At 29.5% G+C, this 22882-nt stretch carries 21 protein-coding genes; 13 read left to right on the forward strand and 8 right to left on the reverse strand.

Features of this window, described 5'->3' with window-relative positions:
* Nucleotides 1-20: 20 nt before the first annotated feature.
* A complete protein-coding gene (efp, locus tag CAMP5118_RS05475; protein ID WP_039618934.1) occupies nt 21-590 on the forward strand; it encodes an elongation factor P in 570 nt (189 codons plus the stop codon).
* Between the two features lie 17 nt (nt 591-607).
* Here efp and uvrB read toward each other — a convergent pair whose 3' ends face one another.
* Nucleotides 608-2581, reverse strand: coding sequence for an excinuclease ABC subunit UvrB (uvrB, locus tag CAMP5118_RS05480; protein WP_263679170.1), 1974 nt, complete (start codon nt 2579-2581; stop codon nt 608-610).
* A 154-nt stretch (nt 2582-2735) separates the two neighbouring features.
* On the opposite strand from uvrB, the gene CAMP5118_RS05485 reads away from it, so the two are divergent.
* The 6 genes from CAMP5118_RS05485 to ispG all read left to right on the forward strand — a co-directional run bounded on the left by CAMP5118_RS05485 (nt 2736) and on the right by ispG (nt 8242).
* Nucleotides 2736-2969: a hypothetical protein gene (locus CAMP5118_RS05485; protein ID WP_012661890.1), complete on the forward strand. Its 234-nt coding sequence runs from the start codon at nt 2736-2738 to the stop codon at nt 2967-2969.
* Nucleotides 2956-3195 carry a hypothetical protein gene (locus CAMP5118_RS05490; RefSeq protein WP_012661889.1) on the forward strand — a complete coding sequence of 80 codons (240 nt, stop codon included), beginning with the start codon at nt 2956-2958 and terminating at the stop codon, nt 3193-3195. The genes CAMP5118_RS05485 and CAMP5118_RS05490 overlap by 14 nt, the downstream gene beginning before the upstream one ends.
* Complete coding sequence (locus tag CAMP5118_RS05495) at nt 3196-3666, forward strand: type II secretion system protein (protein WP_337216808.1); 471 nt, start codon at nt 3196-3198, stop codon at nt 3664-3666. It abuts the gene before it with no gap.
* Nucleotides 3663-5507 carry a primosomal protein N' gene (locus tag CAMP5118_RS05500; RefSeq protein ID WP_263679173.1) on the forward strand — a complete coding sequence of 615 codons (1845 nt, stop codon included), beginning with the start codon at nt 3663-3665 and terminating at the stop codon, nt 5505-5507. Before CAMP5118_RS05495 ends, CAMP5118_RS05500 begins: the two co-directional genes overlap by 4 nt.
* Nucleotides 5508-5627: 120 nt before the next feature.
* A complete protein-coding gene (locus CAMP5118_RS05505) occupies nt 5628-7121 on the forward strand; it encodes a C69 family dipeptidase (RefSeq protein ID WP_337216809.1) in 1494 nt (497 codons plus the stop codon).
* A 56-nt stretch (nt 7122-7177) separates the two neighbouring features.
* Nucleotides 7178-8242, forward strand: coding sequence for a flavodoxin-dependent (E)-4-hydroxy-3-methylbut-2-enyl-diphosphate synthase (gene ispG / locus CAMP5118_RS05510; RefSeq protein WP_412175499.1), 1065 nt, complete (start codon nt 7178-7180; stop codon nt 8240-8242).
* Here the strand turns inward: ispG and CAMP5118_RS05515 are convergent.
* The 5 genes from CAMP5118_RS05515 to CAMP5118_RS05535 all read right to left on the reverse strand — a co-directional run bounded on the left by CAMP5118_RS05515 (nt 8239) and on the right by CAMP5118_RS05535 (nt 14255).
* Complete coding sequence (locus tag CAMP5118_RS05515) at nt 8239-9603, reverse strand: nicotinate phosphoribosyltransferase (protein ID WP_263679175.1); 1365 nt, start codon at nt 9601-9603, stop codon at nt 8239-8241. The genes ispG and CAMP5118_RS05515 overlap by 4 nt on opposite strands.
* Nucleotides 9604-9624: 21 nt before the next feature.
* Entirely contained in the window at nt 9625-10731 is a 1107-nt protein-coding gene (gene ftsZ / locus CAMP5118_RS05520) for a cell division protein FtsZ (RefSeq protein WP_039626779.1), read from the reverse strand.
* Between the two features lie 11 nt (nt 10732-10742).
* Nucleotides 10743-12122, reverse strand: coding sequence for a cell division protein FtsA (gene ftsA / locus CAMP5118_RS05525; protein ID WP_263679177.1), 1380 nt, complete (start codon nt 12120-12122; stop codon nt 10743-10745).
* On the reverse strand, nt 12119-13597 hold the full coding sequence (locus tag CAMP5118_RS05530; RefSeq protein ID WP_263679178.1) for a peptidylprolyl isomerase: 1479 nt from the start codon (nt 13595-13597) through the stop codon (nt 12119-12121). The genes ftsA and CAMP5118_RS05530 overlap by 4 nt, the downstream gene beginning before the upstream one ends.
* Nucleotides 13598-13676: 79 nt before the next feature.
* Nucleotides 13677-14255, reverse strand: coding sequence for a class II aldolase and adducin N-terminal domain-containing protein (locus CAMP5118_RS05535; RefSeq protein ID WP_257397147.1), 579 nt, complete (start codon nt 14253-14255; stop codon nt 13677-13679).
* Nucleotides 14256-14316: 61 nt separating this feature from the next.
* Here CAMP5118_RS05535 and rsmH point away from each other — a divergent pair, with 61 nt between their 5' ends.
* Nucleotides 14317-15234 carry a 16S rRNA (cytosine(1402)-N(4))-methyltransferase RsmH gene (gene rsmH / locus CAMP5118_RS05540; RefSeq protein WP_337216810.1) on the forward strand — a complete coding sequence of 306 codons (918 nt, stop codon included), beginning with the start codon at nt 14317-14319 and terminating at the stop codon, nt 15232-15234.
* Nucleotides 15235-15237: 3 nt separating this feature from the next.
* Nucleotides 15238-16158 (forward strand): hypothetical protein, encoded by a 921-nt coding sequence (locus CAMP5118_RS05545; protein ID WP_337216811.1) that lies wholly within the window; start codon nt 15238-15240, stop codon nt 16156-16158.
* Here the strand turns inward: CAMP5118_RS05545 and CAMP5118_RS05550 are convergent.
* Nucleotides 16155-16646, reverse strand: coding sequence for a hypothetical protein (locus CAMP5118_RS05550; protein WP_220517091.1), 492 nt, complete (start codon nt 16644-16646; stop codon nt 16155-16157). The genes CAMP5118_RS05545 and CAMP5118_RS05550 overlap by 4 nt on opposite strands.
* A gap of 129 nt (nt 16647-16775) precedes the next feature.
* Here CAMP5118_RS05550 and CAMP5118_RS05555 point away from each other — a divergent pair, with 129 nt between their 5' ends.
* A complete protein-coding gene (locus CAMP5118_RS05555; RefSeq protein ID WP_337216812.1) occupies nt 16776-17753 on the forward strand; it encodes a glycosyl transferase family 90 in 978 nt (325 codons plus the stop codon).
* Nucleotides 17754-17764: 11 nt separating this feature from the next.
* The gene (locus tag CAMP5118_RS05560; protein WP_263679185.1) at nt 17765-18622 is read left to right on the forward strand and encodes a D-amino acid aminotransferase; all 858 of its coding nucleotides are present in this window, start codon (nt 17765-17767) and stop codon (nt 18620-18622) included.
* Here the strand turns inward: CAMP5118_RS05560 and CAMP5118_RS05565 are convergent.
* On the reverse strand, nt 18619-19953 hold the full coding sequence (locus CAMP5118_RS05565; protein WP_263679195.1) for a cation:dicarboxylate symporter family transporter: 1335 nt from the start codon (nt 19951-19953) through the stop codon (nt 18619-18621). The genes CAMP5118_RS05560 and CAMP5118_RS05565 overlap by 4 nt on opposite strands.
* A gap of 301 nt (nt 19954-20254) precedes the next feature.
* On the opposite strand from CAMP5118_RS05565, the gene CAMP5118_RS05570 reads away from it, so the two are divergent.
* The gene (locus CAMP5118_RS05570; RefSeq protein WP_442863230.1) at nt 20255-22330 is read left to right on the forward strand and encodes an FTR1 family iron permease; all 2076 of its coding nucleotides are present in this window, start codon (nt 20255-20257) and stop codon (nt 22328-22330) included.
* Nucleotides 22327-22848 (forward strand): ferrirhodotorulic acid transporter, periplasmic binding protein, encoded by a 522-nt coding sequence (locus CAMP5118_RS05575; protein WP_012661874.1) that lies wholly within the window; start codon nt 22327-22329, stop codon nt 22846-22848. Before CAMP5118_RS05570 ends, CAMP5118_RS05575 begins: the two co-directional genes overlap by 4 nt.
* The last annotated feature ends 34 nt before the right edge of the window (nt 22849-22882 follow it).

Consider the following 22882-nt stretch of genomic DNA (forward strand, 5'->3'; position numbering starts at 1 on the left):
TTTAAAATTAAGGAAAATATATGGCTTCTTATGGAATGGGAGATTTAAAAAAAGGTTTAAAAATAGAAATTGATGGTATTCCTTTTAAAATCGTAGAATATCAACATGTAAAACCAGGAAAAGGTCCTGCTTTTGTTCGTATTAAAATTAAATCTTTTATCGATGGTAAGGTTTTGGAAAAAACTTTCCATGCAGGAGATAAATGCGAATCTCCAAATTTAGAAGAAAAGCAAATGCAATATCTATATGATGATGGTGAAAATTGTCAATTTATGGATACTCAAACTTATGAGCAAGTTGCAATTAGCGATGAAGATGTGGGTGAAGCTAAAAAATGGATGCTTGATGGAACTATGGTGGATGTTTTATTCCATAATGGAAAAGCAATAGGTGTGGAGGTGCCTCAAGTAATGGAGCTTAAAATTATCGAAACAGCACCAAATTTTAAAGGTGATACTCAAGGTTCAAACAAAAAGCCAGCTACTTTAGAAACAGGTGCAGTAGTGCAAATTCCTTTCCATGTATTAGAAGGGGAAGTAATTCGCGTTGATACTGTGCGTGGAGAATATATAGAAAGAGCAAATAAATAATCCCTTTATTTAAGGGATTATAAAGTTCTTAATTTATTAATCTCATCTCTAAGCATTGCCGCTTTTTCAAATTCAAGATTTTTAGCTGCTTCTAACATTTGTTTTCTTAATTCTTTTACTATTTTAGCGCGTTCTTTTGCAGGCATTTTTTCAAGTTCTTTGCCTTTACGATAAATTTCTCCTTGCTCAAGTTCATGTTTTAAACTTTCTTCTATATTTCTTTTTACTGAGGTTGGTGTGATGTTGTGTTTTTTATTATAAGCTTCTTGTAAAGCCCTTCTTTCATTAGTAGTATCTATAGCTTCTTGCATAGATTTTGTGATTTTTTTGGCAAAAAGTAAAACTTTTCCATTGACATTTCTAGCAGCACGCCCCATCGTTTGAATGAGTGCAGTGGTACTTCTTAAAAAGCCTTCTTTATCTGCATCCATAATGGCTATAAGAGAAACTTCAGGCAAGTCAAGTCCTTCTCTTAAAAGATTAATTCCGATTAAAATATCAAAAGCACCACTTCTTAAACCACGGATGATTTCATTACGCTCTATTGCATCAATTTCTGAGTGCATGTATTTTACTTTTAAGCCAAGTTCTAAGTAGTATTTACTAAGCTCTTCAGCCATTTTTTTAGTTAAAACGGTTATTAAAACTCTTTCATTGCGTTCTATAACTTTTTTGGCTTCATCGTATAAAATTTCTACTTGATTTTCACTATCTTTGATTTCTATTTTAGGATCTAAAAGCCCTGTTGGACGCATGATTTGATAAAAAATATTTTCTTTGCTTAATTCTAACTCTAAAGGTGCAGGTGTAGCTGAAACAAATAAAAATTTACAATTTTTATTAATAAATTCATCAAACATCAAAGGTCTATTATCTAAGGCGCTTGGCAAACGAAAACCATAATCAACCAAAGTTTGTTTTCTACTTCTATCCCCTGCAAACATCCCGCGAAATTGTGGTAAAGATACATGAGATTCATCTACAATGACTAAAAAGTCTTGGTTTTTAATAGCAAAATAATCAAAAAGTGTATAAGGTGTATCACCACTTTTAAGCCCTGTTAAATGCAAAGCATAATTTTCAACTCCTTTACACATTCCAGTGCTTTGAAGCATTTCAAGGTCAAATTCTACTCTTTGTTTTAACCTTTGTGCTTCTACGAGTTTATTTTCATTTTCAAAATAAGCAAGGCGTTTATTTAATTCAGCTTTTATACCTTTTATAGCCTCTTTAAGCCTAACTTCACCTACGCTAAATTGACTGGTTGGGTAAAGTATGAATTTTTTTAAATCTTTACCTTTTTTATTTTCTAAGACATTATAATGATACATCACCTCAAGCTCATCGCCAAAAAACTCAAGCCTAATAGCTTCATCTTCATAATAAGCTGGATATATATCTACTATATCTCCATTTACTCTAAAATCAGCTCTATCAAAGAAATTATCATTGCGTTTATAACCCATGTCTACAAGTTTTTTTAAAAGTTCTTTTTGTGAAATTTGCATATTTAGTTCTAAAATTAAAACCATACCTACATACTCACTTGGATTTCCCAAACCATAATTTGCCGAAACACTAGCTATGCAAATAACATCATCATAACTTAAAAGCGAAGCGCTTGCGCTCAATCTTAATCTTTCTAAATCTTCATTAGTGGAACTATCTTTTTCTATAAAAACATCCGTTCTTGGTATATAAGCTTCTGGTTGATAATAATCATAATAGCTTATAAAATACTCCACATGATTATTTGCAAAAAAACCTTTAAATTCGCTATAAAGTTGCGCACATAAGCTTTTATTGTGACTCATGATAAGAGTAGGCATGTTTAAGTTTTTAATGATATTTGCCATAGTGAAAGTTTTTCCACTGCCTGTAACACCTAGCAAGGTTTGGTATTTATTGCCCGCTTTAATGCTTTTTACTATACCATCAATGGCTTGTTTTTGATCAGGACTTGGCTTAAAATCACTAGTAAGTTCAAACATAAATTTTCCTAACTTGTATTTTTGCTAATTTTACACAAAATTTTTTGTAAAAATTTAAATTTTAAAACAAAAAGCTATGCAAAATTAAATTTTTTTTTGTTACAATTATGTGTTTAAAATACTCTAAATATAAAATCAATAAAGGCAAGAAAATATGTATGATGAAAGAATAATCAACACAATGACAGATAAAGTAAATGAGCTTTTGGCTAAATATAATGAAGTATGTGAAATCAATGAAAATTTAAGAAATGAATTAGTAAGTGTAAAAGCACAAAATGAAGCTAAAAACAATCAAATCGCACGTTTAGAAGAAGAGCTTAAAAATAAAAATATTGAAAGCGAAGATGTGATCAAAAAAATAGAGGCAGTTCTTGGCAAACAATAACCAAAGAAAAGTTACAATTAATGTCTATGCAAAAGACTTTGTTGTAACATGCAGTAATGAATTTGCAAATCATCTTGAAGATGAAATTGCTTTAATTTCTGGAGGTACAGGCAAGATAGAGCTTGCAAATTTCATTAATGCTTTTGTAAAACTTAGCTACGAAAACTATATCTTAAAAAAAGAACTCAATAAACTTATCAATACTATCGATGAAGAAATAAAATAAATGCAAACAAAAAAAGCTTTTACATTGATAGAGCTTGTTTTTTGTATGATGATTATTGCTATTCTTAGCGTAATTGCTTATCCGTATTTTTCTTTTGGAAAAAACGATGCTAAACTCATTCAAGTAAAAAGTGAGGTAGAACTTATCAATGCTTCTTTGTCTTTACTTAGAAATCAGTTTTTATTTAAAGAAAGTAAGGATTTTCCAGCAATTTTAGATGAAGCTTTAATAAATAGTGAAAATCAAAAATTATTTGTATGTTCTAATTCTCAAAATTATAAAAATACGAAACAATGTACTTACAGCGTTTTAGATAAACCAATCATTTCATCTAAAAAATCGTGGATGAAAATAGCAAATACTCAATATAGATTTTTTATAAATACTAAAAATTACATAGATTTTTCTTATAATAGTGAAAAAGTTTTTTTAGAATGTGTGAGTTTAAATTGTAAGGATTATGGGTTTTGAATTTTTATCAACTTGCTATTAAAGGATATTATTTAGATACCTTAACTTATGAAAGTGAAGAAGAATTTGAAATTTTAGATGAGGTAATAGTCGATCTTGCAAGGAAAAAAAATCTCAAAGCTATAATTTTACAAAAATGTTCAAAGCCTGATTTTAAAACCCAAGCCATAAAGGAAAAAACAGGTTTTAAACTAACGCAATATCAATACGAACTTGCTCAATTTATTGCTTATTATTATGCTAGTAAAATAGCTTTTGTTTTAGGTATGTTTGAAAGCATTAAAGAGTATAAAAATGAAAAAATTCATATAGAAAAAGTACCTAGTTTAAGTAAAAACCAACAAGAGGCTTTGGAATTTATAAAAACTAAACAAACTAGTTTGCTATTTGGTGATACAGGAAGTGGTAAAACTGAAATTTATATTAGCTTGATAAAAGAATATCTAGAGCAAGGAAAGCAGGTTTTGCTTTTAATGCCAGAAATCGCTCTAACTCCACAAATGCAAAAAAGATTAAAAGTGTATTTTGGCGAGCATTTTTTCTTGTGGCATTCTAAAATTACTAAGAAAAAAAAGCAAGAATATTTGCAAAATTTAGCAAATTCAAAAGCTCTTTTAGTGGTGGGAGCTAGGTCGGCTTTGTTTTTACCTTTTAAGAATTTGGGTTTGATTATTATTGATGAAGAGCATGATAATTCTTATAAAGCTTCTAATAATCCAAAAATCAATGCAAGAGATTTGGCTTTATTTATAGCAAAAAAAATACATATAAAAGTTCTTTTGGGTTCTGCTACTCCAAGTGTTGTAAGTTTTTATAAACATCCTTGTTTTAGACTTAAAGGAACTTTCTTTGAAAGTAAAAAGCAGTTTTTATACGATCAGAGTGAGCTTAGTGTTTCATCAAAATTGCTTTTAGAATTAAAAATTAGCTTAAGAAATAAAAAGCAAGCCGTGGTATTTTTACCTACAAGGGCAAATTTTAGACAAATTTTATGCAAAGAATGTACTAATACCATTAAATGCCCTTTTTGTTCTATTGCTTTGAGTTTACATAAAAATAAAAATGCATTAAAATGTCATTATTGTAATTTCACTAAAGAAATCGATCAAACCTGCCCAACTTGCAATGGAGTTATGCTTGAAGCTAAAAAAATGGGCACAGCAGAGCTTTGTGAGCTTTTAGAAAAAGAATTAGCGGAGTTTAATCCTATCATAAAAAGATTTGATAGTGATGAGATTAGCAGTGTAAAAAAGCTTGATATGATTTTAAAAGATTTTAACCAAGAAAAAATTGATATTTTAGTAGGCACTTCCATGCTTGCTAAAGGACATGATTATCACAACGTTGATTTGAGTGTGATTTTGGGGCTTGATGAATATTTATTTAGGCCTAATTTTAAAGCCTTAGAAGAGACTTTGGCTCTTGCTATGCAAGTAGCAGGTCGTGCAGGTCGAAAGGGTGAGGGTAGGGTGCTTTTACAAACTAAAAATAGATCTTTTTTTGAAAAATATATACAAGATTACGATAGTTTTTTAAAAGATGAATTAAATGCTAGAAATGAACTTTATCCTCCATTTAAAAGACTTTTAAGGCTAATTATTGAAGATGAGGATAAAAATAAAGCTTTAAATTTGTGTGAATTTATAGCTAATAAAGTTCAAGAATTAAAACAAGTGCAATTAGTAGGCCATGGTGCTTGTGGTATTGAAATGCTAAATAAAAAATGGCGTTTTTATGTGTTATTGCGTGCTAATACCCATCAAGAACTTGTAAAATTTGAGCATTTTGCTTTAAATTTTAAAAATATTACTTGCGATATAGATCCAGTTGATTTTTCTTGAAAAATATATTTATTTATAAATAATTATTATTTTATAATAAAAACAATATTTTATTTTTAATTTTAAATTTATTTTGATAAGAATATACTTTTTTAATTTCTTAAATTTAAAGGAGAGAAAATGAAAAAGTTTAGTTTTCTTGCAGGTTGTGTACTTTTTGGTGCTTTGTTTAATAATACTTTAGCTTGCACTACTATTTTAGTACCAAATGAAGCAAGTAAAGATGGCTCTATGTTGGTTGCAAGAAGTGCTGATAGTAAGGCAGATAAAGCACAAGTTTTTCTAATCCACCCAAGAGTTGAAAATCAAAAAGGTATTTATAGCACTAAAGCACATCAAGGAATGAATGATTTTACTTACCCTTTGCCTACTAAATCTTTTCAATATAGTACCATAGCTAATTGGCAAAGTAAATTACACGGTGCTACTGGTTTTAATGAAATGGGTGTTGGGATAAGTGCTACTGAATCAATTTATGCAAAAGATGAACTTTTAAAATTTGATCCTTATAATGAGAAAAATGGCATTAGTGAAGATGATATTTTGGATGTTTTTCTTCCAAGAATTAAAAGTGCAAAAGAAGGTGTTTTATTATTGGGTGATATTATAGAAAAACAAGGAGCTGCTGAGGGTTTTGGGGTAGCTTTTGTGGATTCTAAAGAAATTTGGTATTTAGAAAGTGCCACAGCACATCAGTGGATGGCTGTAAAAATTCCTAATAATTCGTATTTTGTTAGTGCGAATCAAGGTAGGCTAAAACAACTAAAATTCAACGATGAAAATACCTTGCATTCTAAAAATTTAATAAATTTTGCCATAATACATAAAGCGTATAATCCTAAAGTGGATAAGGATTTTGATTTTTTTAAAGTTTATACAAGAAATGATGATAGAGATTTAACTTATAATTATCCTAGAGTTTGGTGGATACAAAAAATGTTTAATCCATCTTTAAATCAAGATGTAAAAAATGGCGCTAATTTTAATGTGTTTTTGCAACCTGAGCAAAAACTTAGTGTGGATGATTTAAAAAAAGCTTTAAGATCGCACTATGATGGAACAAAATATGATCCATATGCAAATTTCAATGAAAATGAAAACATTTACCGTGTTGTGAGTGTGTTTAGAACTTATGAATCTCACATTATGCAAGTTAGACCGTGGCTTCCTAAAGAAATAGGTAGGTTAAATTATGTCGCAATAGGAATGGCTGATTTGAGTGTGTATTTGCCTTATTATTTTGGTAATGATGAGTTTATTGCAGGATATCAACAAGGAACAAATGAAGCTGATGATAAATCAATTTATTGGATTTATCGCAAGTTGCAAACTCTTGTAATGAGTGATTATAATAAATATGCTCCTATCGTAAAAAATGCTTATGCTAAATTTGAAAAAGACACATCTTTAAAACAAGAAGCTATGGAAAAAGAATATTTAAGTCTTTATAAAAAAGATAAGAACAAAGCAAAGCAAATTTTAGTTGATTTTTCATTGCAAAATCAAATGGAAGCTAAAAAACTTACTCAAGATTTGACAAATCAAATTTTTACCCTTTTAACAAGAGATACAGATATAAAATATAAATCTCTTAATAAAAATAAAAAAGATTAATGATATAGCCCATTTTTGGGCTATAATACTCTAAAAATATTTTTAGAGTGATTTTAATGACAAGGTACAAAACAAGACAAATAAAAGTAGGTGATGTTTTAATAGGTGGAGATGCTCCTATTTCAGTGCAATCTATGCTTTTTACTAAAACAAGAGATATTGAAGGTTGTTTAGAGCAGCTTAACAGACTTTATTTTGCTGGTGCAAATATAGTGCGTTTAGCCTGTTTGGATATGGCAGATGCAAGAGCTTTAAAAGAAATCAAAGCAAAAAGTCCCTTACCTTTAATAGTGGATATACATTTTAATCATAAGCTAGCAGTCTTTTGTGCTGAATTTATCGATGGGGTGAGAATTAACCCAGGAAATATAGGCTCAAAAGAAAATATCAAAGAAGTGGTGCAAGCTTGTAAACAAAGGAAAATTCCTATTAGAATAGGGGTAAATCATGGCTCTATAGAAAAGCAATTTAGCGATAAATATGGTTATAATATAGAAGCTATGCTTGGGAGCGCTTTATATAATATAAAATTACTAGAAGATTTAGACTTTTTTGATATTAAAATTTCTATGAAAACTTCAGATGTGCAAAATACCATAAAAGCTTATGAAGCTCTAAGACCACTTTGTGATTATCCATTTCATTTAGGAGTTACTGAGGCAGGGACTAAATTTCATAGCACGGTTAAAAGCTCGATTGCTTTAGGAAATTTGCTTTTAAAAGGTATAGGCGATACAATGAGAGTTTCTATGACAGGGGAGCTTGAAGAAGAGATTAAAGTAGCAAGGGCTATTTTGCAAGATAGTGGAGTGCAAAAAAGTGGAGTAAATATCATCTCATGTCCAACTTGTGGAAGAATTCAAAGTGATTTGATCAAAGCGATTAAAATAGTAGAAGAAAAAACTAAGCATATAAAAGAACCATTAAATATAAGTGTTATGGGTTGTGTTGTAAATGCCTTGGGCGAGGCTAAGGGTGCTGATGTGGCTATTGCTTTTGGAAAAAATCAAGGTTTAGTTATAAGACATGGCGAAGTAGTGGCAAAATTAAAAGAAGATGAGCTTGTAGATAGATTTTTACTTGAAGTAGAAGATGAGGTAAAACTTAGAAAAAAAGATTAATTTTTTTCTAAGTAAGTTTTTTGCATATTTTGTAATTTTTTAGAAATTTTTACTTTATAAATACTTGGATTTTGAAGTTTTTTTAGTTTAAAATCCAAACTATCAATACTTTTTTTATGATACTCTTGAATATTTTTCAAGTTAGGAAGCTCATAGATTAATTTTCCATCTTTAAAAATAAGCTCATGTAAATTTTTATATGTATAACCTTGATAATTTTTAATACTTTCATCATGTGCATATAAGATATCAAAACTTGCTTTATTTTCTTTATAATACCTTATGAGTTTTTTAAAATGTGGCAAGGTTGTTTTGCTTGAGCTTGCGCTGATTTTTATTTTAGGGATGATTTGATTGTTTTTTTCTAATGCAACAAGCTTATAAACAGCTCCAAAAATAGGCGAACTTGCCGAAGTAATAAGCTTTTCTCCAATGCCAAAAGCATCGATTGGAGCTTTGTCTTTTAGTAATTTTTCTATGATGAACTCATCTAAGGCATTACTAGCTATGATTTTGCATTTTGTTAAGCCAGCAAGATCTAGTTTTTTTCTAATATATTTAGAGATTTTAAGCAAATTTCCTGAGTCAATACGGATAGAATAATTTTGCATGGAATCTTGTGCATTTAACTCATTAAAAACTAAAATAGCATTTTCAATACCTTTTTTATAATCATAAGTATCAATCAAAAGACTTATATTATCTTTATAAATTTGACAATATACCCTAAAAGCGCTTAGCTCATCATCAAACATTTGCACCCAAGCATGAGACATGGTTCCATTAATAGGAATGTTAAATTTTTTCCCAGCTAAAGTACAAGCACTTGCATGAAAACCACCTATAAAAGCAGCTCTAGCGCCATTTAAAGCCGCACTTTCTCCATGAGCTCTACGAGAGCCAAATTCTAAAAGCAATTTTTCTTTTGCAATTTGAGCAATTCTACTAGCTTTAGTGGCAATTAGACATTGATGATTTAGGGTTAAAAGTATGAAAGTTTCTAACAATAAAGCTTCTATTATAGGTGCTTTGATAATCATTAAAGGTGTATTAGCAAAAATACATTTACCTTCTTTAACACTTAGTATATCTCCACTAAATTTTAAAGTTGAAAGGTAGTTTAAAAATTCATCATCAAATTTTTTAGTATTTTTTAAAAAAATTATGTCATCTTTAGAGAAAGAAAAATGATTAATATGATTTATGATTTGTTCTAATCCACAAAAAACAGCATAAGAAGCATTATCAGGAGCTTTTCTAAAAAAAACTTCAAAATAAACAATCTGCTTATGCATATTTTGTTTAAAATAAGCATAAGCCATACTTAGTTCGTAAAAATCACATAATAATGAAGAATTCATATAAGGATTTTTACTAAAAAATTAATCCATTTGGCGACGCAAGAAAGCAGGAACATCAAGCTGAGAAATCACTTCTTCATCAAATCCACCGCTAGCTTTACGTAAATTCATATAGCTATTTTTTTTACTTTCTTCTTGTTCTTTAGCACTTTCTATTTCAGCTTTATCTTCAAAACCTGTAGCAATGATAGTAACTTCAACGCGATCACCCATACTCTCATCAGTTGTTGCACCAAAGATTACTTTTGCGTTTTCATCTGCTATATCGCTAATGCTTTGAGTAGCTTGTGAAATTTCTATCAATGAGCATTCAGGACCAATTTTATAATGGATGATTACGCCTTTAACGCCTTTCATAGTCATGCCGTCTAATAATGGAGATTCTATAGCACTTGATAATGCATCCATGATAGCATTTTCACCTTCTCCATGACCTACGCCCATTAGTGCTAAACCTCTGTGGCTCATAACAGTTCTAACATCAGCAAAGTCAACATTAATATCGCCATCTTCTAAAAGGATAGACACCATACCCCTAACAGCTCTAGCTAAAATATCATCAACTAGTTTAAATGCTTCTTTTATACCTGCTTTTTTTGGGAGTATGCTAAGAAGTTTTTCGTTTTGGATTACAATGATAGAATCACTTTCTTTTTTTAATTCAGCTAAACCAGCTTCTGCTAATTTTTTTCTTTGTTTTCCTTCAAATGCAAAAGGCATAGTTACAACTGAAACAGTTAGCGCACCTACTTCTTTAGCAGCTTGTGCTACAACAGGAGCTGCACCTGTACCAGTTCCACCACCAAGTCCTGCTGAAATAAATACTATGTCGCTTTGACTTAAAGCAGCTTTTACTTCTTCAAAACTTTCTCTTGCGCTTTCTGCTCCAATTTCTGGTTGCATTCCAGCACCCAAACCCTTGGTTTTTTTCTCACCTAGTTGAATTCTAGTTTTTGCTAAAGATTTAGCTATAGCTTGTGCATCAGTATTAGCTGAAATAAGATCAAGATCATGTAAACCCATATTTACCATATGATCTATCATGTTACCGCCACCGCCACCGCAGCCTATGACTTTTATTTTTGCACCTTTTGCGTGTTGCATTTCTTCCACTAGATATTCGCTCATTGTGTCTCCTATTAGAACTGGTTTATTAATTTATTCCAAAATTTATGCATTAAATTCGTTTTTTTATCTTTCTTTGTTTCTATTTTTGCTAATTCTGTTTTTTTATCTTCAAATTCTTTTTGATCTTGAAAAATTTCTTCAAAATCTTTATTTTCTTCTTCGTTTTCATCTATGGTAAGATTTTGTTTGATCTGCTTATTGATAAATTCAGGTTCCCCTTTGTATCTTAGTTTCTCATTAGAATCTAATTCATAAGGAGTAAAATGCCCACCACCATATAAACAAAGACCTATAGCACAGCTATTTTCTGCATCTTCAAAAATTTCTTTAAAACCATCCATAGTATCTTTTTTTGCAGTCGCTATTCTAACAGCTTTATTATCAAAATAAGCTGAAGCAAGCTTATCAAGTCCTGCAAATTTTGTCATTCCACCTGTTAATACTATACCTGCTCCTGCTTGATTTGCACAAGCATTATCGCTTAGCATTTTAGCTAAAATAATAATAGTTTCTTCAATTCTTGCATAAATTACATTGGATATGACTTCTACCGAAACTTCATTTTTTCTTTTTTCATCACCCATGTATGGAATTTGTATAATTGAGTTTTCATTTTGCGCTAAAGATGCATAATTTAATTTTAGTTTTTCTGCTTCTTTTGGTGGGGTATGTAAAGCTATGGATAAATCATTGGTGATATTTACTGAGCCAATTTGCAAGCATTCATTGTAGCGTATAGAATTACCCGCATGAATGACCATATCGCAAACTGCTCCACCCATATCGATTAAAATAGCACCTAATTCTTTTTCACTATCATCAAAGCAAGCAATAGAAGAAGCATAGCCTGAAAGAACGATGTTATCTACTCTAAGATCAGCAAGCTCCACAGCTTTTTTTAGATTTTTAATATGCACTTCTTGCGAGATTACAATATGCGTAGAAACTTCAAGGCGATTTCCACTCATTCCCAAAGGATCTTCTACATGTTCAAGATCATTTACTTTAAAATTATAAGGTAATACATGAATGATTTCATATCCACTAGGTATATTTGCAGTATGCTTTGCTGTGCTTACTGCTCTGTGAATTTCTTTAATACCTATTTCATGATTTGGTATATTAACTACACCTATACTATCTACGCTTTTTGCATAAGCACCTGAAATAGATACAATTACTTTATCATAATGCACGCCTGACATCATTTGTGCATCAGCTACTGCTTCTTCTATGGATTTTGAAGCAAGTTCTATATTAGTAATTGCTCCTTTTTTTATACCATTTGATTTTGATTTTCCAAAACCAATGACTTTTAGTCCTTCTTCGCTTTTTTGTGCTAATATGGCGCAAGTTTGTATTGAGCCTAAGTCAATTCCTAAAATATTCAATTTGTATTTCCTTTATAATAGCGTTGAATTGGATATAATTCTATAAGTTTTTTTAATAATTCTTCCTTAAGTAAAGCTTGTTTAGTTTGTTTAGCGCTTTGCTCTATGATAAATTTGTAAATTTCTTCTTTGTTTTTATTTTCTAAAGTTTGCTTTGTGATCTCATAAACTATTGCTTTATCATCAAATAATACATAAGATTTAGCTTTATTTGAGTCAAATACATGCATTAAAAACTCGCTAAATTCAGTATCATTCATCATATTACCCACTTTTGCATTTTTGCTTGAGTCACGGCTATAAGTACCTATGTCTATACCTTGGAAATTATCTAGGGCGAGTTTTGCTTTTTCTTCTAATAAGACTTTAGTTTTTTCTTTAATGTAAAGTTTACTTACTTCGTTTTTAGCTTGCTCAAAAGTCATAGTTTGTATAGGATTTATTTTTATAATTTTTGCAATCATATAGCCGTTTTCAAATTTAAAAGGCTTAATAAAATCATTTTCTTTAGCTTTTTGTATATTTTCTAAAGGATAATAAATATCAGCATCGCTGATTGTGATATTTTTATCAAAATTAAGCTCGTTTTTTCTCAAAGCCACATAGCTTTCATTGGCTTTAAGTTTAAGTTTAGAAAGTTTTAAATCTTTTATAACTTTATCTTTGCTTTGTTCTAGACTTAGAATTTTCCCCGCAAAATCTTTATAATCATTTTTATTTTCTTCATAGTAAGCTTGGATTTCTTTGTCATCAATTTTGATTATATCAGGGTTTAAAAAATAAGTTGCAAGCTCGTAACTTTTTTGCGTCTTATAGAGTTCTTTATTTTTCTCCCAAGTTTGTTTTAACTCTTTTTCATCCATTGTTATGTTTTTATTATCAAGTTTTATAGCTTGAACTTTTAAACTATCTTGCATTAAAAAACTTGCGCCAAACATATCAAGTTCATTTAGTTTGATTTGTAAATTTAAAATAGCATTGATTTTTTTAAGTAATAACTCATCGTGAATGATTTTTTCATAAGTTTTTGGTGTATAGTTGTTTCTTGCAAGCAGATTATAGTATAAATTTTTGTCAAAAACACCTGAAGCATTATGAAAGATTTTTTGATGTGCTAAATCATAAGCAATTTCTTCCTCGCTCACATTTAAACCCAAGGTTTTAGCATAAGAAAGTAGTAGTTTTTCTTGTATAAGTTCATTAATAGCTTGGGTATCTAAGCCATCTTTTTGTGCTTGTTCTTGTGTGTAATTGCCATTGTTTAGCTGAGAATAATAGCCAAATAATTGAGAATATTTAAGATTAAACTCATCATAACTTATTTTTTCATCGCCTACTTTTGCAACAGAATTTGACCTGTCGGTGTTAAAATCATAACTCCCCCAACCAACAAAACCTGCTCCAACAAAAGCAATAACGCTAATCCAAATAGTTACAACTAAGTATTTTTTATGATGCTGCATCCAAGTGAGCATTTTTACCCCAATCTGATTAAATAAATTAAACTATAAATTATAAATAATTTGTGATTAATAAAAGATTAATTTTAAATTATTATGATAAATTTGTTTCCGCTAAATGGATAATTTTGCAAGAATTTTCAATTAAATCTATAATTTTACCTAATTCATAACTTGTTCTACCATAGGCAAATATACCATAGCCCTTTACAACAACAAAATTTTGTTTTTGTTCTAACATATAACGATAAATTTCAGTTTGTGATCTATCCTCCCAATCTTCATAATTTTTAGGATTATAAACTCGAATTTCTTCTAGAAAAATTTCACCAAAATAATCTTGAGGTGTTATAAAATCATGATTTAAACTCATAGATAAGGTATAGGTTGGACAGGCAAAACATATAAATTTAGCTTCAGGTATATTCTCATATATACTTTTATGGATTTCACTATCGCTGCTTGCCTCATCCCAGCTATAATCTTTTGCAAATTTTAAAATACTTAAACTTTTTTCATCTAGTTGATTTAAAAAAGTGTCATTTTTATTTATAATAAAAGAACTTTGAGATAGTTTTGCTGAAACTGATCCGTGGCAAATTCCAAAAAAATTTTTTTTAAACATTGAAGTAGAAAGTATTTTGATTTGAGAAATGATATTTTCTTTATTCATTAAAAACCTTGTTTTAAACTTTGCTAAGATATTATACTAAAAAATATTTTAAAGGTTTATTTTGCAAAGTCCACATATTCCTGTTTTATTACAAGAAGTTTTAAATGCTTTTGATGATTTTGATAGTGGAGATTTTTTAGATTGTACCTTGGGTTATGGAGGGCATTCTAAGGCATTATTACAAGCTCATGAGAAACTAAGATTAATTGCTTGTGATAAAGATTTAGAAGCTTTAAATTTTTCTAAAGAGTTTTTAAAAAATTTTCAAGATAGGATAAGTTTTAACCATATAGGTTTTAAAGATATTTTAACTCAAATTCCAACGCAAAACTTAAGAGGAATTTTAGCTGATATAGGTGTATCTTCTTTGCAGCTTGACAAAAATGATAGAGGTTTTTCACTAAATTCTGATTTTTTAGATATGAGAATGGATCAAAATAATCCTTTAAGCGCTAAAGAAGTGGTAAATTCTTACAGCAAGGAAGCCTTGGAGCAAATTTTTAAAGACTATGGAGATTTAACACCGGTTGCTTCAATGCTTGCTCAAAAAATCATCAATGCAAGAAGTCAAAAAGAGATTGCAAGCGCAAAAGAATTAAGTCAAATTATAGGAAATGCTAAGCTAAAAGGACGCAATGTGTCTTTAGCTTTGCTTGTATTTCAAGCTTTGCGTATAGAAGTAAATAATGAGCTTGGCGAATTAAAATCCTTGCTTGAAAACATAGAAAAAGCAAAATTAAAAGATTGTAAATTAGCCATTATTAGTTTTCATTCTTTGGAAGATAGGATAGTAAAAAATACTTTTAAAAGATGGGAAAAAGACTGCATTTGTGATGAAAGAGCCATAAAATGCGAATGTGGCAAAGGACATAGTCTTGGGAAAATTTTAAGTAAAAAAGCTATAAGTGCCTCCAAAGAAGAAATAAGCTATAATAGCAGATCAAGTTGTGCAAAAATGAGAATTTTTTATTTTAGGTAAATAATGGTTGAAGATGATTTTTTAAAAGAAAAGCAAAATATACGTGAAAAAATGTTGAAATATTCCAGGGCTATTAAAGAAGGTAGGCCTTATGAAGAATATGAGCAAAATTTTAATGAGAGCGATCGTATATTAAAAAATAGAATACAACGTAAAAAAAGACCTAAATTTACAGATTTTGATGAAGAGTATGAAGAAAAACCTAGGAAGCAATCTGCTATTTATTTAAAAGAAGATTTGATTAATGTTAAATTAGAAGAAAAAAAGCCTTTTAAATTACAACTTAATTTTTTCAAAAAGCAAAAAGAAAAATTCGATAAAAAAAATATTGCAAATTCTAAAACGCTTAAAAGTAACAAATCAACTCAAGAAGTAAGAAAAATAGAAAAAAAACAAGAAAATAAAGATTCTATTCAAATATCTAAAATTCTTACTCAAAGCAATGTTTTTGTCACTTCAAAATTTCAAGATTTAAAAGAAAAAAGAAAAGAAAAAGCTAAACTCAAACAAGAACTAAAAGAGCAAAAAAAAATCGAACAAGAAAAACTAAGAAAAGCCCAAGGGGAATTAAAAGAAAAAGAAAAACTAGCCAAACAAGAACAAAAAATTTTAGAAGAAAAAGTAAGACTTGAAGAAAACCAAGAGTATAATCAGGAAGATAAATATGAACTTTTAGATAGTATAGTAAGTGAGGAGAATAAAAATTTAAGTCCTAAAAATTTAATATATGCAGGTTTGATGATAGCATTTGCTTTATTGATATTTTTCCCACAAATTTATATTAGAAATCAAATTTATTATGTAAGTAGAGATATAGCGGATTTAAGATCGCAAGAACTTGTTTTAGATGAAGAAAACAAAGAGCTTCAAAGACAACTTGAGGCGCTATATTTTCAAAATCAAGTTTTAGACTTTTTAGATTAATCTTGTGTTTGAATGATTTTTTCTAAAACATATTGCTCGAGTTGGTTTTTTGGGATTTCTTCTTTAATGGCTTGGTTATAAATATTTTCTGCTATTTTTGAATATTTTTCATAAGCAAAATATGGAAAATGCAAAGCCCAAGCTTTTTTTAATAATCTTTTGCTTATTACTTTTCTAGTGTAAATTTTAAAAATATCATAGCCAATAAAAACACAAGCGGTTACAAAAACAGCGCTTAAAATACTAATATGAAAATCAATAATTGTTAAAAAATAATGACTAATGATAAGCATAGGAACTAAAATAGCTATGCAAAAAAATGCATAAATAAGATAAGAATTAAACACCTTAAATTTAAAATTTAATTTTGCAGGATCTACCATCATGCCTTCATTAAGTAAGGCGTTCGCTTCTAATAAATCTTTTAAATTAACAGGTTGGTTTGAAACTTTAAAAATAAAGTTTAAAATAAATTCTTGTATTTTCATTTTTTACCCAATTAGTATGTGATTTTTGTGATTTTAACATTTTTGTTTTTAATTAAACTAAATTTTAAGTCTTGTAAATGAATTCTTGTGTTAAAATTTATATTATTTTAATATCAAAATGGAAGAAAAATGGCAGATTCTAGATTTATGATGAATGTAAAAGGCATAGCTAAGAGTTTTATACCTAGAAAAATTTATCAAAATCAATTGCAAAATATTTTAAAAGAAATTTTAAAATTAAAAAATATAGATAACATTATTACTCGCTTGAATTATTATAATCTGCAAAATGATTTTTTTGATATAAAAAAATTTGAAAATTATGAAAAAATAGGAAAATTTCCTTTTAAAAAAACTTCTTATGCTTATGATGCTTATGCAATCAGTAAGTATTTTGATGATGATTTTTTATGGGTTAAAGGTTTTGGGGATATTAGTTATAATCTTAAATATCCAAGTATAGCTAAATCAAGACCGGTTGAAAATGGTTTTAATAACATCATTTTAAAATTAGATAAAAACAGACATTTTGATTTTATACAGGATAAAAATCAATTTGAAGATAAAAAAGACTTGCTTTTTTTTAGAGGTGCGATTTATCAGCCTCATCGTATTAAATTTTTTGAAAAGTATTTTGATAATCCTCGTTGCGATATTGCTCATGTTGGTGGTAGAAAAATTCAAGCTGAAAAATGGATTAAAAATTTAAATTTTAAAATCAGTAGAGCTTATCAAACGCAGTTTAAATTTTTACTTTCTTTAGAAGGCAATGACGTAGCAAGCAACTTAAAGTGGGCGATGAAAACAAATTCTTTAGTTTTGGCACCAAAAATGCGCTATGAAACTTGGTTTATGGAAGGAAAGCTAGTTCCAAATGAGCACTTTGCTTTGATTGATGATGATTATGAAAATGTAGAAGCTTTGCTTGATTATTATTTAACTAATCCGCATAGAGCAAAAGAAATCATTCAAAATGCCCATGCTTACATAGAGCAATTTTTGGATGAAAAGATAGAATTTTATATAGGAATTTTAGTTTTAGCTAAGTATTTTTATTATTCTAATCAGCTTGATTTGCCAAAAGATATTGTTGATTTATTTGATTAAAAGGAGGACTTATGCAAGAAATGGAAGTGGTGTTTTTAAATGATGAGTTTGTAAAAGCTGGTGAAGCTAAAGTGAGTGTTTTTGATAGAGGTTTTATCTTTGGAGATGGAATTTATGAAGTAGTTCCTGTGGTAAATGCAAAAATAGCTGACAAAGAAGAATTTTGGGAGCGTTTTGAGCGTAGTTTGGCTCAAATTGAACTACAAATTCCTTATACAAAAGAAGAATTTGAAAATATTTTAGAGCAATTAATCATTAAAAACTCTCTCAAAGAAGGTGGGCTTTATATGCAAGTTACTAGAGGGGTTGCTAGTAGAAATTTTGCTCTTTTAAAGGGATTAAAACCTACTATTATGGCTTTTGCTTTTGAATGTAAGGTGATTGAGCATGAGCATGCTAAAAATGGGGTAAGTGTTATTTCAACATCTGATTTAAGGTGGAAAAGAAGGGATATAAAATCAATTTCTTTATTAGCTCAATGTCTTGCAAAAGAAGAAGCTATAAAAGCTAAGGTTTTTGAAGCTTTTATGGTAGAAAATGCTTTAGTAACGGAAGCTTCTAGTAGTTCAGCTTTTATTATAAAAGATAAAACTTTAATTACTAAGCCATTTTCTAATGAAATCTTACCAGGAATTCGCCGTAAAAATATCTTGAAATTTGCCAAAGAACTTGATCTTAAAGTAGATCAAAGAGCTTTTAGTATGAAAGAAGTATATGAGGCTGATGAGGTGTTTATTTCTGCGGCTACTTTTTTGATTTTAGGTGTTATAAAAGCAGATAGCAAGGTGATTAATGATGGTAAAGTAGGCTTTTATACCCAAAAACTAAGAGAAAAATATGTGGAAAAAATACAAAAAGAGGTTTTTTAATCAAAACCTGCGTTTGTAAATTCTTTAGGATTATCAAGAGCGTAGCGGAATTTTTCCCAGTCTATTTGTTTGTCCCAAATAGCTACGATTAAAGCTGCTACGCTATTACCGCATAAATTTCCTACTGCACGAATTTCAGACATAAATTTATCCACACCCAAGAGTATAGAAATAGCAGCTACTGGTAAAACCTCGCCTAAACTTGCTCCTAAGCCATTATTAGCCTCTGCTATATGCATATTAGATAAAGCTGCCAGCGTACTTCCTAGTATAATAAAACCTGAACCAGTTACACCAACAGCACCTTTTGAAGCTATCATTAGTACGATTAAAATGCTAATTTCATGCGTTAAAGAAAGCTCTACATTAAAAGCTTGTGCAAGGAAAATCAAACTCATAGCCAAATAAATATTAGTACAATCAAGATTAAAACTATATCCAGTTGGCAATACTAAACCCACGGTGGCTTTTGAAATTCCTGCTTTTTCAAGCTTTCTCATGAGTGGAGCTAATGCTGATTCGCTAGAGCTTGTAGCAAAAACTATCAAAACTTCTCTTGAAATAAAACGCATAAATTTAAAAATATTAACTTTAGCAATAAAACAAATAATTCCTAAAACTCCAAAGATAAAGAGCAAAGAAGCAAGTAGCATAACAATAAGCAAATATCCTAAATTTAATAAAGAATCAAGCCCATATTTTGCCACTAAAAAAGCCATCGCAGAAAAAGCAGCAATAGGAGAAAAATACATAATGATTTCTAGAATTTTAAAAACAAAACTTTGCATTATTTCTAAGGTTTTTTGTATAGCTTTTCTTTCATCAATTCTCATAAGCGAAATAATAAGAGCACAAGCTAGGGCTATAACTAAGATTTGCAAAGTTTTTCCTTCGCTAAAAGCAGCGATGATATCAGTAGGTATGGCGTCTTTTAAAATATGTAAAATTTCATTTTGCGCACTTATTTCTATATTTTTATTAACAAATTGAGCTACACTCTCTTGATCTAAGGTGTTTGGATCAAGGTTCATTCCTTTTCCAGGTCCCATAATATTTGCCATAAAAATACCAATAGCTAAAGCAAAAGTACTCACTACTTCAAAGTATAATAAAGCTTTAGCACCTATACTTCCAACTTGCTTTAGACTTTCAAGGCTAACAACTCCTAAAACAATAGTTAAAAATATAATAGGCCCTATTAAAAATTTTAAAGCTTGTATAAAATAATCCACTCCGATTTTACTAGCTAGTGCAAGTTCTTTATCTAATAAACCAAGGCTAATACCAGCTATTATTCCTATAATCACCCAAAAACCTAAATTTTTTAACATTTTTTTGAGCTTGCTTGGTTTTTCATGGGTAATTACTAGCACAAAAACTCCTTGAATTTTTAAAACCACCACATATTAGCAAAGAAAAACTTATTTTTATGATTAAAACAAATAAAAAATAAACAATACTCTTAAAAATAATAATTTTTTAGCTTATTTTGTAGCTAAAAGTAGCATTTTGTAGTATTTTTATCTGATTTATTATGAAATAAATAATGATAATGTTTATCTAAATTTAAGAAAGCTAGTACTATACTTGCGACTATGATTTTAAAAATGAATATCATTTCGGAGTAAAATAGTGTTTAAAAAAATAAGCTTATTGATAATTTTTTTATTTTGTACTATTGTTTATGCTAGAGAGATTGATTATCAAAAAGAAGCCCAAGCAATCAAACAAATTTTAAATGAAAGTATGCTCTTATATAAAGAAAATAAAAATTTAGAAGCAAAGAAAAAAGCAGAAGATGCATATTTTCAGCATTTTGAAACCATGGAAGGCTCTATTGGGCGTAATGTTGGTAGAAAAGCCATTGTTATGGAGCGTAAATTTGTTAATTTAAGAAAGTTATATAAAGATAAAGAAGATTTTTCTAAAATAGAAGCTTTGATTAGTAGTTTGTATTTTGATTTAGATGAAATAGTTCCTATTTTAGAAAAAGGCTTCCAGCTTAAAGCTGAAGCTAGTGATGTAAATTATGATAAAAAAGCAGCTGAAAACTCATCTTTAAAAGCAGAAAAAGAACGCCAAGTACAAGCTGAAGCGATGTTTGCGGCTTTGCTTGGAGAGAATGTTAAAGAACAAACTTCACAAAACTCAACTCAAAGTTTGATTGCTCAAGAGCAAGACACTCAAAAAGATGAAGCATTGTTAGCTTTGCAAGAAGCTTCAGCTTTGGATGCAAGGTTGCAATTTTTAATGGATTCGATGATTTCAAAGCTTGATCAAGCTGCATTAGCTTTTGTAAATAAAGACTATCAAAAAGCTAAAGATTTGATTCAATCAGCATTGTTTGAAGACTATAGAAACTCAAAAGTAGAAGTTTTAGTGGCAAGATATACTAAGGCAGGAGTGGATAAAAAAATTCAAACTAAACTTAGAACTATTATAAGAAAAATCAATGCTAATACTTTAGATGAAAAAACTATTAGAGATGAAATTTCAAGCATATCAGATTTATTATATGAAGCGTTTTTGGCTTTACCTAAAGAAGAATTAGCTTTGCTTCAAGTTAAAGGCTTTGATGAAAGTACTATGAGCACTAAAAACTATACTAAAGTGTATGATGATATGAAAATTGCTCTTAATGATATTTTGCAAAATTATGAGGGATTTAGTTTAAATAGTATAGATGCTTTGCAAAATGTGTATTTAGATATTTTTGAAGCAAGTGGTATGGAAAGTAAAATTGGTGCTATTGATAGTGCTTTAAAATTAAAAATAGAAAGTTATTTTTCAAAAGGCGTTGCACTTATTAAAGCAAGTGCTTCTAAAGAAGAATTAAAACAGAATTTTGATGAGCTTAGTGCTTTAGTGGAAGGCTCTTTAGATAAAATTCAAGAATCCTCACCTATGTCTTTATTTATATGGGCTTTAGGTATTATTTTAAGAGAGGGTTTGGAAGCTTTAATTATCATTGTAGCTATAGTTTCATACCTAGTTCAAAGTGGTAATAAAAAGCGTTTAAATATAGTATATTCAGCACTTTGGAGTGGAGTGTTTTTAAGCTTTGTAACGGCATTTTTTATATCATGGATTTTTAAAGAACAAGCAGGGCAAAGCAGAGAACTTTTAGAGGGCATTACTATGCTTGTGGCTGTTGCATTATTGTTTTATGTGGGTTTTTGGCTTTTATCAAATGCGCAAAATAAAAAATGGGCAAATCACATAAAAACTCAAGCAGTTGAAGCTATATCAAATAATTCAGCAAAAACCTTATGGTTTAGTGTGTTTTTAGCTGTATATAGAGAAGGTGCTGAAACTATTCTTTTTTATCAGGCTTTATTGTTTGATGCAAAAACAAGTACAGATTATAGTTTTATATTTATAGGATTAGCTAGTGGATTAATCATACTTATCATACTTTATTATTTATTAAAAGCTGGTGCTTTAAAAATACCAGTAAAACAATTTTTTTATATAACTTCATACATTATTTTTTATATGGTCTTTGTCTTTACAGGCAAAGGCGTTGGTGAGCTCATAGAAGCTAAGGTTATCACCCCAAGCTTGCTTCCTTTTGATTTTGAAGGAATTTTGTGGCTTGGAATTTATCCTTACTATGAGAGCATCATACCTCAGTTTATGGTTTTAATCTTACTCATTATGGGTATTTTTATAACAAAGCAAATTTCAAATAAAAGGGAAAAAATATGAAAAAAACTTTATTAAGTTTAGGCGCAGCAGCTAGTATTTTAGCTAGTTCAGTTTTTGCAGCAGAGGTGCCAATTGGCGATCCTTATGAGTTAAATGGTATGGAAATAGCAGCAGTTTATTTACAGCCAATCGAAATGGAGCCAAGAGGGATTGACCTTGCAGCTAGTTTAGCAGATATTCACCTTGAAGCAGATATTCATGCATTAAAAGGCAATAAAAACGGCTTTCCAGAAGGCTTTTGGATCCCTTATTTAACTATAGCTTATAAGCTAACTAATCTTGACAATGGTAAAGTAAAAACAGGAACTCTTATGCCTATGGTAGCAGATGATGGCCCTCACTATGGTGCGAATTTAAAAATGGATACAGGCATTGGAAATTACGAGTTAGTATTTTTAATAGAAAGTCCAGAAAAACAAGGTTTTGGACGCCATGTTGATAAAGAAACAGGTGTTGGTAAATGGTTTGAGCCATTTTCGGTTAAATATAACTTCAAATATACAGGAAAACCTAAGTGATTTTTCCCTAGCTTTTGCTAGGGTTTATTTATGA

Source organism: Campylobacter sp. LMG 7929 (genome assembly GCF_024723595.1).
Taxonomy (GTDB): Bacteria; Campylobacterota; Campylobacteria; order Campylobacterales; family Campylobacteraceae; genus Campylobacter_D.